Below are 12,189 nucleotides of genomic sequence, written 5' to 3'. Positions count from 1 at the left end.
AGCGGTTTCGATCTTGGTAGCGCATGACACGCAGTCCATTCCGCCGATGCGGTAACGGGCTCTAACTGCTGATGGCGACATCCATTTTGGCTTTCATGGGTTAGTCTTCTTGCAATCCTAGCCAACACTCTACATCCTCTAGTGACTAGAGGAGCAAGCTGAAATGAAAGAGGCATTGCCGATTGGCCAGGCAGCCGCGCAATCAGGCGTGAAGGTGCCGACGATCCGCTACTACGAACAAATCGGTCTGCTGCCCTCACCCTTGCGGTCGGAAGGCAACCGGCGCCTCTACAGCGAGGCAGAGATGCGGCGCCTGGCCTTCATCCGCCACGCCCGCGAGCTGGGTTTTGAGGTCGACGCGATCCGGGCGCTGCTCGACCTTCAGGACAATCCCCAGCGGTCTTGCACGGAGGCGGATGTCATAGCCCGGGCAAGGCTTGCTGACGTCGAACACCGGATCGCGTCGCTCACGGCTTTGCGCAAGGAGCTGCGGCGGATGATTACGGCGTGCGCCGGTGGATCTGTATCCGAATGCATGGTCATCGAGACGTTGGCGGAGAATAGTCAGCTTCGCACTCCCGAAAAGGGCTAGCTACGGCAAATTGGCGCGAGCCAACTCCTCAAGACTGAAGAGGGACACCACGGCGCTGCCGATCCCAGACGCAGCGGCCCCGTGAACAATTCATCTTGGGGAGCCAAGGCGCCTTTCCACGGCTCAGCCTATTGTCCCCAAAAGTGGAAATGTCGTCAGCATCCAAATCGCGACAGCCTGCAACTGACCGGTGATCATCAAGACACCAATGCAGATCATGATCGCTCCAGCTCCGATGTTCAGCAATGCGCCGGTTCGACACATTCGTTTTATCGCGGCGGCAGCACTTCCCATAAACAATGCCGTCAGAGGAAACGGCACGCCAAGCCCGAGTCCATAGGCGCCAAGAAGTATCGCTCCGTTGCCTGACGATGTTGCTGTGACAGCTAGGATTGAACCTAAAACCGGTCCAATGCATGGTGTCCAACCGAACGCGAAAGCTACGCCGAGCAGGAAGGCCCCGAGTGGCCCGCGAACGTGGCGTGGACCCTGCCAGCGCCGATCAGACATCAGCATGGGCAGGCGGAACAGCCCCGTCATCACCAACCCGAAGACGATAACCAAAGCCCCCCCAACCAGATTGGCCTCGTTCTGATACCTCTGCAGGACGCCGCCGAGCGCCATAGCACTCATGCCGAGCAAGACGAACAATGTCGTAAATCCTGCCACGAACAGCAGTGCCAAGCGGAATGTGTGAAGCCGCGATTCCTGCTCTGCACCGTCGCGTTCCCCTGCCCCGCCCGCAATGTACGAGAGGTATCCCGGCACAAGAGGAAGGACACACGGTGATAGAAACGAAATCGCGCCAGCGGTCGCGGCCGTTGCCAAGCCGACAAGCGAGATATCAACCGTTGCCACCATGACAGGCCTAAGGTGCGAAAAGTTGGTAGCCAGAGCGCGATCCGCCCGGTTTTGGGTCGACAGCTATCCAACCAGAAGCCGCCAGGTTCTTCTAAGCCCCGGGACTGCGGCGCGTGTTCACATGTGCGGGAACAACATCGCTGCGCGCAGCGCGGCCGGCTTAGCGTCGTCCGCGATAGAGCGAAACCGATCCGCTAACGGTGGGAATGACGAGCGTTTCCTCTACCTGACGAAATCCTGCACTGCGCATGAGCTCCAGCAAGACACCCTTGGCGTTGGGCTCTGTGTTGGCGCGCCCATCGAGGTTCTGGATAGAGGCTCTAAAGAGCGTTCGCATCAACGGCGTGCGCTGCAACCCGTAGTCTGCGATGTGGATTTCGCCACCCGGCCCGAGCGCCGAACTCATCGCGGCGAGGGATGCGGCCTTTTCCTCCAGAGACACCTGATGCAGCACCAGGCTCGACACGATCTTGGTCGGTTTTACTGCGCCCAGGATCTCCACCGCTTGGCGCGCCAAGCCTAGATGGTACTCGGCACGAACCCCAGCCGCTTCAGCCTTCTTCTGTGCTCGCGTCAACATCGCCGGGTCGGGATCGATCCCGATAAGCCTTGCTGAGGACGCGGCCTTTGCTAGCAGAACGAGGAGCGAGCCTGTGCCGCAGCCCACGTCGAGAATGACATCACGGGGATGCGGCCCAATCTGCGCAATGAGAGCGCGTCTCCATCGCTTCTCGCGGGTGAGCGCCGCGACGCCGAAATCGTACAACGGGCTCAGCCAGTGATAGCCCGCGGCAGGTGTATACGTCATGTGCTTGCGATCCGATTGGCCGAATGACGCCACCGTACATCCTGTAGTCAGTACAGGATCAAGAGCCATTGTTCGTACCTCTCCACGACGATCCCGCTGCATAGACCATGCCGAGCGCCGATGCGGTCGGCCACAGGTCGGCACTGGATCATTATTTCCAAGGGGACACTGTGTCGGAATCGCCGAAAAGCGGTGGGATAGTGATGTTGATATTCTGCGGCGAAACGGATGGCGGTCGCGCCGCCTTCAGTATGAGCTGCGGAGCCATAATAAGAAGGCCGACCATTGAGATCTGAATGCAAAGGAAAGGAACAGCTCCCCAGTATATGTCGACTGTCCGAACTATCGAAGGAGCAATGCTCCGAAGGTTGTAGATAGCTATGCCAAAGGGCGGATGCATAAACGATGTCTGCAGATTGACCGCCAGTAAAATGGTCAACCAGATCATATCAATGCCGAGTTTCTGCGCTACGGGAACGATAAGCGGCAGAACAATAAATGCAATCTCAAAGAAATCGAGAACAAATGCGATCATAAATACGATCAAGCTGACGAATATTACGAAGCCTATTTGACCGGCTGGAACGAAATTGAACAGGGCTTGGACCCACTGCTCCCCGTTCAATCCTCTGAAGACCAGCGTGAAGAACGAAGCCCCCATCAGCAGAAACATCAGCCCGCATATCAGGATGCCGGTGGCCAGCATGGCCTGTCGCAACTTCTTCAGCGTGAGCCTGTTTTGCAGCAGCCCAAGCAACAGTGTGCCCGTCACCCCGATAGCGCCGCCCTCGGTCGGTGTTGCCACTCCATAATAGATCGCTGCCAAGACCATCAGGACCAGCCCGAGGGGCAGCCCCGCGGCAACGAGCGCTTGCCGGATGAGAAAGCCGACGCAACGTTCAGACGCGAGCGATGGATCGGGCGGCGCGCGGTCAGGCCAGATCTGGGTGAGGACGAACACATACGTCAAGTACGAGCCGATAAGCAGCAGACTGGGAACCAAGGCGCCGCGGTAGAGGTCCGTAACTGACACTTCCATCTGTTCGGCCAGAACGATCAAGACGAGGCTTGGCGGAATGACCTGGGCGAGCGTTCCCGTTGCTGCAACAACACCGGTTGCCAAACGGTGGTCATAGCCCGCCCGCAGCATCACCGGTAGAGCAATCAATCCCACTGCGATGACGGAAGCTGAGACGAAGCCAGTGATGCCGGAAATGACGGCGCCAACAATGATGGTTGTGTAAGCAAGGCCGCCGGATACATTACCAAAAAGCCTGTTCAGAGCCGCGAACATCGCTTCTGCGATGCCGATGCGTTCGAGCAGGAGGCCCATGAACACGAGCATGGGAAGGGCCAGTAAATTGTCATTACTGAAGATGCCCTGAATTCTGAAAAAAATTGCGGTCAAAAAGCTAACATCGAAATGCCCATTCAGAACTCCTATGACACCGAAAATACTGGCGATTGCCGCCAGAGAGAATGCAACTGGAAAACCCAAGAAAAGCACGATCACGAGCGCAATGAACATTGCTGGAGCGAGCAATGTCATATCATTCCCCGTCGAAAAAGCGGCGACTGGCGCGGCTGCCTGTGTCATTTCCTTGCAGGAACGCTATACAGCGCACAGCCTCAGCGACGGCTTGGAGGGAGAGAAGGGCGAAGCCAAACGGGATAAAACTCAGGATAATCCATGCAGGAATGGCGCTTGAGCTTTCGCGCGTCGCCCGGGTGTGTCCAGCTACCAAAGCTTCCCAGAACTTCGGCCCACTCAGCCAAATCATGCCGGCGCATACCGGGAGAAGGACAAAAAAAATCCCGAACAGATCGATCCAGGCCAAGCCCCGTTCGCCGATGCGGTTTGCGAATACGTCGACACGGACGTGTTCGTTCTTCTGCAAGGCATAAGCCGCCGTGATGAAAACAACGACAGCAAAGAAGTGCCATTGCATATCAAAGGCCGACGACCAGGCGACGGAGAACACTTTTCTGCTGATCGCGTTGAATGTTATCAGTAACGCGTTCAGCAGCAGCGCCCAGCTGACCAGGGAAGCCAGCTTCTCGCTCAGACCATCTATCCAATGGACAAGCCGCATTTTGCCCACGCGCTCACTCCAAGGACCTTGGCGGCCGACCTCAGCAACATGCCGCGGCAAAGTACCAACCGGGCATGAGGATACATCCTTTAGCCGCTACAGGAGCAAGAGCTGGTTTGGAATCGCGCACCGGGCAGAGAATGGCCGCGCCCAAGCCTAGGTAGCGTGGGACAAATCTGACCGCGCATCCCGGATGATCGCCCAGGCTGATTGTAAAAACAGGCCAGCGACCGCGAACGCCACCAGCAGGTCCGGCCAGGGCGACGAGAGCCACCACACCAGGAGAGCTGCGGCGACGACGGCCAGGTTTCCGATCGCGTCGTTGCGGGAGAATAGCCACACGGCACGCATGTTCGCGTCGCCCTTCCTGTGCGGGATCAGCACGAGGGCAGCGACAACGTTGAAGATGAAGGCGGCGAGGGCGAGGCCGCCCATCAGCAGAGTTTGCGGATCTTGCGTGACAAAGACGCGGTAGGTCGTCGTGCCCACTACGACGAAGCCTAGGACCGCGAGGAAGATACCCTGGAGAAGCGCCGCCTTTGCCCGGGCAGCCAGACCCCAACCCACCGCTACGAGCCCGAGGAACGAAATCAAGCCATCGCCAATGAAGTCGAGGGCATCGGCCTGAAGCGCCTGCGAGCCAGCCAATACGCTGCCAACAATCTGCACAACGCCGAAGCCGGTGTTGAGCAGAACAACGATCCAGAGTGCGCGCTTGTACGCCGCTGTCACATGCGACAGGTCCGGGATTTTGTCATCGCAATCCTGGCCCTCCTCAGTCTTTGCCACCTTGGATGCACCCATTTGATCGAGCTGGTAGCCTATGTTTGTGATCGCATTCTCGAGTTCCGGAAGGCGTCGCATAGGATCGTCGACACCAACCGTCATGATCTGCGATGCGATCGATACCTTTACGTGCTCGACCCCATCGACTTTACGGGCGGCTCCCTCAATTTTTGCGGCGCAGGAAGGGCAATCCATGCCGGTGATGCGGTAACGGATTGGGGCTGTTTCTGTGGTCATGGGGACTTCTCAATTGTCAGACTCCTTGTAGGCTACATCCTGTAGCGACTACAGGAGCAAGGCCAAATATGCAGATCGGGCAGCTAGCGCGTCATGCCGGCGTCAACATCGAAACCATCAGGTTCTACGAGAGGATTGGTGTGCTGCCGCCGCCACAACGGCAAGGGAACGGCCGGCGGCTATACACCGATACAGATGCCCAGCGTTTGGGATTTGTGCGACATGCGCGCGAGCTGGGATTTGAACTTTCAGCGGTCCGGACGCTTCTGGCCCTGCAGGAGCAGCCAGGTGCTTCCTGTGAAGACGCCAGCCGCATCGCCCAGTCACAGTTGGCTGAAGTTGAGAGCCGCATAGCCAGGCTCCTGCGCTTGCGCGACGAGCTGTCGCGCATGGTCAGTGACTGCCAACGGGGGAAAGTGGCCGCCTGTCGCGTTATCGAAGCACTCGCGTCGAGCTCCGTGCTTCGCCCGCCAAGAATCCTCACCAAAAGGAAGCCGAGCTAGTCCGATACCTAGGTCCGTTGTGCGACAGCGCTGGATGCGCTGTGCCAGCATCTTACGGCAGCTGCTGACCAACGGTCATGAATGGCCGCAGGCGTTCGAGCAGACTTGAACATGCGACGTCTACGGCGCGTCCAATGTACCTGAGGCCCGCTCCCTGGTTGTGCGGATAAACATGCAATTCGTACATGCCATCGCCTTGCTTCCAGGCTCGGCGGGTGCGCGTGGCCATTCGGTGGATTAGTTTCGCGGTTTGAACAAGCTTGAACTCCAATGTATCCGCCGATTGCGGATCTACTTGCCCTGCCATCTCCACCGCTATTCGAGCGGCCATCACTTTGCGCGGATCCAAGTCCGAGATATGGCGAAGCGCCCAGGCGACCCGAGCGCTATCCCCTGGGAGCGCACCGAAAACCGAGGCCACGGTTGGGATGTAAAGAGCCCTAACCTTCACAATGGTTTCGGCAACCAGTGGGTCGCTCTCCTTTGCTTTGATCCATTCCAGCGCTTGGCGACGCAATGGCCTAATCTCGGCTGCCGTGAAAGACCGCCGGTTAACACTTCCATGGCGTTGAAATGAACTCGCATGCGAGCGGCAAAGCCGTGCGCCGGAACCCGCTGCCGCGATCGTCTGACTTGGACGTTCGCACCCACAAACAGAACATTTCTCAGCTGAAGTGTCCTTGGCGGTGTGCCTGTTTATCGCCCGCCCCCTCTCAACCTGTTCACCATTCTTGGGCATGCACCCACCTCGTGCCTTTCGTTCGATGGATTTGAGAAGCCGCAGGGTGAAAGAGACCAAATGACATTTTCATCAGATCTTATATATGATAACATCCTTTATCAGATAAAAAAGAAAGGAGATGACGAATGGGAACGGTGACCGGCTTCAAGGACCTGCAGAAAACCCTGCGAGATGCGCAACGTGCGCTTAAAGCCCTCGACGGGACGATTGGAACGCTCGAGTTCGATCCCACCGACCCGTCCAGCGTGAAGGACGCGATCAGCACCATGGAACGGATGGTCGCTGAGAAGACCCTCCCCTACCGGGGCAACGCCGTGGTCGAGAACATCGCCGGCCAGATGAAAGAGCGCTATCGCACCGGCATCCTCGAGCGTGCCAAAGGTCTGAAGTGAACCAGGCCTCCGCCGGCGCGCTTTCATGAACCTGCCCGCGATTCTGGCGCCGCGTCTGCCGGCGCTGATCGTCGCTGCCGGGCCCCAGGCTGCGGCACGCACCGCCGAGTTCTTTTTAGGGCACATCACCAACGGCCATACCCGCAAGGCCTATGCGCGCGCGGTCGGCGACTTTGCATCTTGGTGCGAGACCATGGGCGTGACCTCGATCGCCGACGTGCAGCCTCTGCACGTCTCCTTGTTTATCCGGCAGCGGGAACGGGAGCGCTCCGCGCCAACCGTCAAGCAGGCGCTTGCGGCCATCCGGATGTTGTTCGATCACCTGGTCATATCCCAGGTCATTCCCACTAACCCCGCGGCGTCGGTGCGGGGTCCGAAGCACGTAGTCAAGCGCGGCAAGACGCCTGTACTTACCCCGGAAGAAGCGCGCCATCTCCTGGACAGCATCGACGCTGGCTCGCCCGCGGGGCTCCGCGATCGCGCGCTCATCGGCCTGATGGTCTACACGTTCGCGCGGATAGGTGCGGCGGCGGCGATGAACGTGTCCGATGTGTTCTGGCAGGGACGGCGGCTGTGGGTGCGGCTTCACGAGAAGGGCGGCAAGGACGTCGCGCTACCGTGCCATCACAACCTCGAGACTTATCTGGAGGAGTATCTGGCGAACACCGGTATAGGTTCAGATACCAGCGGTCCGCTGTTTCGCACGATCGGGCGGGGGACCGGCAAACTCAGCCGCTCGTCCCTGCCCCAGTCGAACGCCTGGTCGATGATCAACCGCCGCGCCAAGGCGGCCGGCATACGGACGAAGATTGGCAACCATACCTTTCGGGCCACCGGGATCACCGCCTACCTCAAGAATGGCGGTACGCTGGAAAAGGCCGCCGCGATCGCCAACCATGCCTCGACGCGCACCACGCAACTTTACGATCGATGCTCGGACGACATCACCCTCGACGAAATCGAACGGGTCATCATCTAGCCGCGCGCCAGGTGGTCATCGCGGGTCAGCACCATGTCGATATGATCGGTCAGTGCCCCCGTGCAACACAGAAGCGCTGGCTCTGTCCCGCCGACCTAAATCCCAGCCTTGTCTGCATGCGAAGCGACGCGGTGTTATCCGCGAAGGCGCCGGCCGACAACCGATCCAGAGACACATCGCAAAAGGCCACGTCAATCATAGTCGCCGCTGCCTCCGACGCGAATCCCCTCCCCCAATAACGGGGCCCGAGCCACCAGCCGATCTCAGCCATAGACCCCGATTTTGAGAACGAGATCAACCCCATCAGGGTGCCCGGATCTCTCCGCCGGGCGATCGCAAGCGCGAGCGCGTCGCCGCGCTCATTCGACGTGAGCAGGTCACCGACCAGAACGGAAGCATGTGCCTCTGTGAAGGGGGAAGGAATCGACGCCAGCATGCGCGCCACAGCCGGTTCAGCGAGATAGCGGGCTATCCGGGAGACGTCGCCAAACACAGGTTCGCGGAGGATCAGGCGTCGCGTGGAAAGAGGCACAGCGGAACGCCAGAAAGGGGACGCATGGTGGCTGGCCGTCACGATCCGGTGCCTTCTGGAACAGTGTTGTCAGCGCCGGGTTTCATGCCTGTCGTCCACTGTAAAAGGAACCTCCCCCGTGCCCCAAAAAATCCTCACCGCAATAGCCGGTCTGATTGTTGCCACCACCGTTGCCTCTGCCCAGCAGGCAAGCCCCCAACCGCTTCCAGCTGGCTGCCCCGCCGCGAACGGACAGCAGGCGCAGCCAAGCCATGCGCCGGCCATGCAAGGCCAGCACATGAGCGAGACCCATCGGGGTCTGATTGAAGCGATGGCCAAGATGCAGCCGGCGATGATGCAGGGCATGATGGCCAGGGATCCGGATGTCGCGTGGATATGCGCGATGATTCCGCATCACCGGGGCGCGATCGATATGGCGCGCGCCGCCCTGCGCGGTGCCAGCGACGCGGAATCCCGCAAGATGGCGGAAGACACCATCAAGATGCAGGAAGAGGAGATCGCCAAGCTAGAGGCCTGGGTGAGCCGTTACGCGGCACGCGAGAACCGCACGGGCAGCACGCCGCGTCCGTAAGAGCCGAACCGGGCCGCTTGCGAGGCCCGGATGTGGTCGCAGGAATGCGCCCCTTGGCATCATCCGATGTTGGTGGCGCGAAGGCGAAGCGAGTTGCCTATGACGCTGACCGAAGACAGCGCCATTGCAGCCGCTGCGATCATCGGCGAGAGTAGGATGCCGAACGTCGGATAGAGCAGCCCCGCCGCAACCGGAACACCCAGCGAGTTATAGGCAAAGGCAAAAAACAGGTTCTGCCGGATGTTGCTCATCGCCGCTTCCGACAGGCGCCTGGCGCGCACGATGCCCATGAGGTCGCCCTTCAACAGGGTGATGCCCGCACTTTCCATGGCAACGTCGGTGCCGGTGCCCATCGCGATGCCGACGTCGGCAGCAGCGAGCGCCGGTGCATCGTTGACCCCGTCCCCCGCCATGGCGACCACGCGCCCTTCAGCGCGGTAGCGGCCAACGACGTCGGCCTTGCCCTCCGGCAGGACATCGGCTTCGACGTCGTGGATGCCAAGACGACGCGCGACGGCATCGGCTGTGACCCGGTTGTCGCCGGTGAGCATGACGATGCGGATGCCATCAGCCTGCAACTCCTGAAGGGCTCCAAGCGTGGTGGGTTTGACCGGGTCGGCGATGGCGAGAATGCCTGCGAGAACGCCATCGACCCCTGCATAAATGACCGTGGCGCCGTCGCCGCGCAGCGCGTTGGCGCGATCCGCCAGGGCTTCGGTGGCGATCCCCTGCTCCGCCAGGAATGAGGCATTGCCGAGGACGACACGGCGCCCGGCCACCGTGCCGAATGCGCCTTTCCCGGTCGGTGAATCGAAATCGGTCACGGCTTCGCTCGCAATGGAGCGCTCGCTCGCCGCCTTGACGATCGCCGCAGCCAGCGGGTGCTCGCTGAGCTTCTCAACAGATGCCGCGAGGCGCAGGAGCTCGTTCTCTTCGAACCCCCCTGCAGGCGTAATGGAGGTCACTGCCGGCCTGCCTTCGGTGAGGGTGCCGGTCTTGTCGACGATAAGCGTATCAACCTTCTCCATCCGCTCCAGCGCCTCAGCGTCGCGGATGAGAACGCCCGCCTGGGCGCCACGTCCCACGCCAACCATGATCGACATCGGTGTTGCCAGACCCAAAGCACAGGGGCAGGCGATGATCAGAACCGCCACGGCCGCGACCAAACCGTAGGTGAGCTGCGGCGCCGGCCCAAAGAAGAACCATGCAAAGAACGCGACGATGGCAACTGCAATAACCGCCGGAACGAACCACGCCGAGACCTGGTCCGCGAGGCGTTGGATGGGAGCGCGGGAGCGTTGCGCGTTCGCCACCAGCTGCACGATCTGCGACAGCATGGTGTCATGGCCGACCTTCTCGGCGCGAATGACCAGCGCACCGGATTGGTTCAGCGTTCCGCCGATAACCTTATCCCCGGCGTGTTTGGTCACGGGCATGGACTCGCCGGTGACCAGGGACTCGTCGACGGCACTGCGGCCTTCCATCACCACGCCGTCGAGTGGCACTTTTTCGCCGGGCCGGACCCGCACGACATCGCCGACCACGAGGGTCTCGACCGAGACCTCTTCCTCACGGCCGTCGGCGCGGATGACCTTCGCGGTTTTGGGAGCAAGGTCGAGAAGAGCGCGGATGGCGCCGCTGGTGCTGTCGCGCGCGCGCAGCTCCAGGACCTGTCCCAGCAGCACCAGAACGGTGATCACGGCTGCGGCTTCGAAATAGACAGCGACCGAGCCGTCGTGAGCACGGAATGCGGCGGGGAAGATGCCGGGAGCGAAGGTCGCCACCACGCTATAGACCCACGCGATGCCGGTGCCGATGGCGATCAGCGTGAACATGTTGAGGTTGCGGGTGACCAGAGACTGCCCGCCGCGCTCAAAGAACGGCCAGCCGCAATAGAGCACGACAGGGGTCGCCAACAGCAGCTGCAGCCAGTTGGAGGTCTGGCCGGGAATGGTGTGGTCAAGGCCCAGCAGGTGCCGCCCCATCTCGAGGAACAACACCGGCACAGAGAGCGCCAGGCCGATCCAGAACCGTCGCGTCATGTCGATGAGCTCGACGTTAGGGCCGTCATCAGCGGTCGCCAGTAAAGGCTCGAGTGCCATTCCGCAGATGGGGCAGCTGCCCGGGCCGACCTGACGGACCTCAGGGTGCATCGGGCAGGTGTAGACAGTGCCTTCCGGCGCCGCCGCGGGCGCAGGCTGCTTGTCCTTGTGCAGGTAGCGGTGGGGATCCGCCTCGAACTTCGTTTTGCATCCGGCCGAGCAGAAATAGTGCTCGTGGCCTTTGAATGTCGTGCGATGCCTGGCGGTCGCCGGGTCCACCGACATGCCGCAGACAGGGTCCTTCACCTGGCCGGCGGTGATCCCTTGCTCACCATGATGATGATCATCGTGGTGTTTACCGCTGCAGCAGCTGTGGCCGCCGTGCTTGGAATGATCGTGATTGCTCATGGGTCTACCTCTCTTGACGATCATCCTGCTCCTTCCCATGATTGGAAGGTCAAGGGATTATCGCTATGAACATCGGCAAAGCCGCAGAGCGCTCCGGCGTGTCCGCAAAAATGATCCGCTACTATGAGTCGGTCGACCTGTTGCCGGCGGCCGACCGCACCGGAAATGGCTATCGAAGTTACACCGAGGAAGATGTGGCACGCTTGAGTTTCGTGCGCCGTTCGCGCGATCTCGGCTTTTCGATCGAACGTATACGCGAATTGTTGGGTCTCTGGGGTGATCAGCACCGCAGCAATGGCGAAGTGAGGTCGCTAGCCAGGGAGCACGTAACCGAGCTTGAGGGGCAGGCCGCCAAGTTGCAGGCGATGATCCAGACCCTCCGCCATTTGATGCATTCGTGTGAAGGCGCCGGCGAGCGTGCTTTGTGCCCCATTTTAGAAAACCTGGGTCACAACTAGGCACTGCCAGCCTCTCACGGAGACGACATTAGCGCTGCTTTCCGCAGACATGGCCGCTCTTCCTCAAGCATTACGCAAAAGACGATTGAAATGCCTCATAATCGGTGCCGGCAATTTGATCATGAGCAATAGCAGGTCATCGTAGTTTTTGAATATTCGTGATCATTATTGCCCCGCGTATGCGC

At 60.3% G+C, this 12,189-nt stretch carries 13 protein-coding genes; 6 read left to right on the top strand and 7 right to left on the bottom strand.

The genetic code is table 11. The annotated features are described in order from the left end of the window. Positions 1-163 precede the first annotated feature (163 nt). Complete coding sequence (locus C8P69_RS21480) at positions 164-592, top strand: MerR family transcriptional regulator (RefSeq protein ID WP_108179502.1); 429 nt, start codon at positions 164-166, stop codon at positions 590-592. A 123-nt stretch (positions 593-715) separates the two neighbouring features. On the opposite strand, the gene C8P69_RS21475 is transcribed toward C8P69_RS21480, so the two are convergent. The 5 genes from C8P69_RS21475 to C8P69_RS21455 all read right to left on the bottom strand — a co-directional run bounded on the left by C8P69_RS21475 (position 716) and on the right by C8P69_RS21455 (position 5,377). After that, the gene (locus C8P69_RS21475; protein ID WP_108179501.1) at positions 716-1,453 is read right to left on the bottom strand and encodes a cytochrome c biogenesis CcdA family protein; all 738 of its coding nucleotides are present in this window, start codon (positions 1,451-1,453) and stop codon (positions 716-718) included. 160 nt (positions 1,454-1,613) lie between these two features. Next, positions 1,614-2,261 (bottom strand): class I SAM-dependent methyltransferase, encoded by a 648-nt coding sequence (locus C8P69_RS21470; protein WP_108179500.1) that lies wholly within the window; start codon positions 2,259-2,261, stop codon positions 1,614-1,616. Positions 2,262-2,412: 151 nt separating this feature from the next. Then, positions 2,413-3,810: a TRAP transporter large permease gene (locus tag C8P69_RS21465; RefSeq protein WP_108179499.1), complete on the bottom strand. Its 1,398-nt coding sequence runs from the start codon at positions 3,808-3,810 to the stop codon at positions 2,413-2,415. Position 3,811: 1 nt separating this feature from the next. Continuing rightward, entirely contained in the window at positions 3,812-4,354 is a 543-nt protein-coding gene (locus tag C8P69_RS21460; RefSeq protein WP_108179498.1) for a TRAP transporter small permease subunit, read from the bottom strand. Between the two features lie 156 nt (positions 4,355-4,510). Continuing rightward, complete coding sequence (locus tag C8P69_RS21455) at positions 4,511-5,377, bottom strand: cation efflux transmembrane domain-containing protein (protein WP_245902176.1); 867 nt, start codon at positions 5,375-5,377, stop codon at positions 4,511-4,513. 68 nt (positions 5,378-5,445) lie between these two features. On the opposite strand from C8P69_RS21455, the gene C8P69_RS21450 reads away from it, so the two are divergent. The 3 genes from C8P69_RS21450 (at position 5,446) to C8P69_RS21440 (ending at position 7,993) form a co-directional block, all read left to right on the top strand. Further along, complete coding sequence (locus C8P69_RS21450; protein WP_108179497.1) at positions 5,446-5,880, top strand: MerR family transcriptional regulator; 435 nt, start codon at positions 5,446-5,448, stop codon at positions 5,878-5,880. A gap of 867 nt (positions 5,881-6,747) precedes the next feature. Continuing rightward, positions 6,748-7,014: a hypothetical protein gene (locus C8P69_RS21445; protein WP_108179496.1), complete on the top strand. Its 267-nt coding sequence runs from the start codon at positions 6,748-6,750 to the stop codon at positions 7,012-7,014. 25 nt (positions 7,015-7,039) lie between these two features. Continuing rightward, on the top strand, positions 7,040-7,993 hold the full coding sequence (locus C8P69_RS21440) for a tyrosine-type recombinase/integrase (RefSeq protein ID WP_108179495.1): 954 nt from the start codon (positions 7,040-7,042) through the stop codon (positions 7,991-7,993). Positions 7,994-8,042: 49 nt separating this feature from the next. Here the strand turns inward: C8P69_RS21440 and C8P69_RS24595 are convergent, their stop codons facing one another. Continuing rightward, on the bottom strand, positions 8,043-8,525 hold the full coding sequence (locus C8P69_RS24595; protein ID WP_170118345.1) for a GNAT family N-acetyltransferase: 483 nt from the start codon (positions 8,523-8,525) through the stop codon (positions 8,043-8,045). 118 nt (positions 8,526-8,643) lie between these two features. Here C8P69_RS24595 and C8P69_RS21430 point away from each other — a divergent pair, with 118 nt between their 5' ends. Then, positions 8,644-9,096, top strand: a complete 453-nt coding sequence (locus C8P69_RS21430) for a DUF305 domain-containing protein (RefSeq protein ID WP_245902175.1) — start codon at positions 8,644-8,646, stop codon at positions 9,094-9,096. A 59-nt stretch (positions 9,097-9,155) separates the two neighbouring features. Here C8P69_RS21430 and C8P69_RS21425 read toward each other — a convergent pair whose 3' ends face one another. Beyond that, positions 9,156-11,546 carry a heavy metal translocating P-type ATPase gene (locus C8P69_RS21425; protein WP_108179494.1) on the bottom strand — a complete coding sequence of 797 codons (2,391 nt, stop codon included), beginning with the start codon at positions 11,544-11,546 and terminating at the stop codon, positions 9,156-9,158. 65 nt (positions 11,547-11,611) lie between these two features. On the opposite strand from C8P69_RS21425, the gene C8P69_RS21420 reads away from it, so the two are divergent. Continuing rightward, positions 11,612-12,004: a MerR family DNA-binding protein gene (locus tag C8P69_RS21420; protein WP_108179493.1), complete on the top strand. Its 393-nt coding sequence runs from the start codon at positions 11,612-11,614 to the stop codon at positions 12,002-12,004. The last annotated feature ends 185 nt before the right edge of the window (positions 12,005-12,189 follow it).

Origin of the sequence: Phreatobacter oligotrophus (assembly GCF_003046185.1) — a bacterium.
Taxonomy (GTDB): Bacteria; Pseudomonadota; Alphaproteobacteria; order Rhizobiales; family Phreatobacteraceae; genus Phreatobacter; species Phreatobacter oligotrophus.
This window is presented reverse-complemented; position numbering and strand designations above follow the sequence as displayed.

What these genes read in the sequence shown, in the direction of transcription:
- C8P69_RS21480 (WP_108179502.1), top strand. Translation starts at nt 164, where the DNA reads ATGAAAGAGGCATTGCCGATTGGCCAGGCAGCCGCGCAATCAGGCGTG.
- C8P69_RS21475 (WP_108179501.1), bottom strand. Translation starts at nt 1,453, where the DNA reads ATGGTGGCAACGGTTGATATCTCGCTTGTCGGCTTGGCAACGGCCGCG.
- C8P69_RS21470 (WP_108179500.1), bottom strand. Translation starts at nt 2,261, where the DNA reads ATGACGTATACACCTGCCGCGGGCTATCACTGGCTGAGCCCGTTGTAC.
- C8P69_RS21465 (WP_108179499.1), bottom strand. Translation starts at nt 3,810, where the DNA reads ATGACATTGCTCGCTCCAGCAATGTTCATTGCGCTCGTGATCGTGCTT.
- C8P69_RS21460 (WP_108179498.1), bottom strand. Translation starts at nt 4,354, where the DNA reads ATGCGGCTTGTCCATTGGATAGATGGTCTGAGCGAGAAGCTGGCTTCC.
- C8P69_RS21455 (WP_245902176.1), bottom strand. Translation starts at nt 5,377, where the DNA reads ATGACCACAGAAACAGCCCCAATCCGTTACCGCATCACCGGCATGGAT.
- C8P69_RS21450 (WP_108179497.1), top strand. Translation starts at nt 5,446, where the DNA reads ATGCAGATCGGGCAGCTAGCGCGTCATGCCGGCGTCAACATCGAAACC.
- C8P69_RS21445 (WP_108179496.1), top strand. Translation starts at nt 6,748, where the DNA reads ATGGGAACGGTGACCGGCTTCAAGGACCTGCAGAAAACCCTGCGAGAT.
- C8P69_RS21440 (WP_108179495.1), top strand. Translation starts at nt 7,040, where the DNA reads ATGAACCTGCCCGCGATTCTGGCGCCGCGTCTGCCGGCGCTGATCGTC.
- C8P69_RS21425 (WP_108179494.1), bottom strand. Translation starts at nt 11,546, where the DNA reads ATGAGCAATCACGATCATTCCAAGCACGGCGGCCACAGCTGCTGCAGC.
- C8P69_RS21420 (WP_108179493.1), top strand. Translation starts at nt 11,612, where the DNA reads ATGAACATCGGCAAAGCCGCAGAGCGCTCCGGCGTGTCCGCAAAAATG.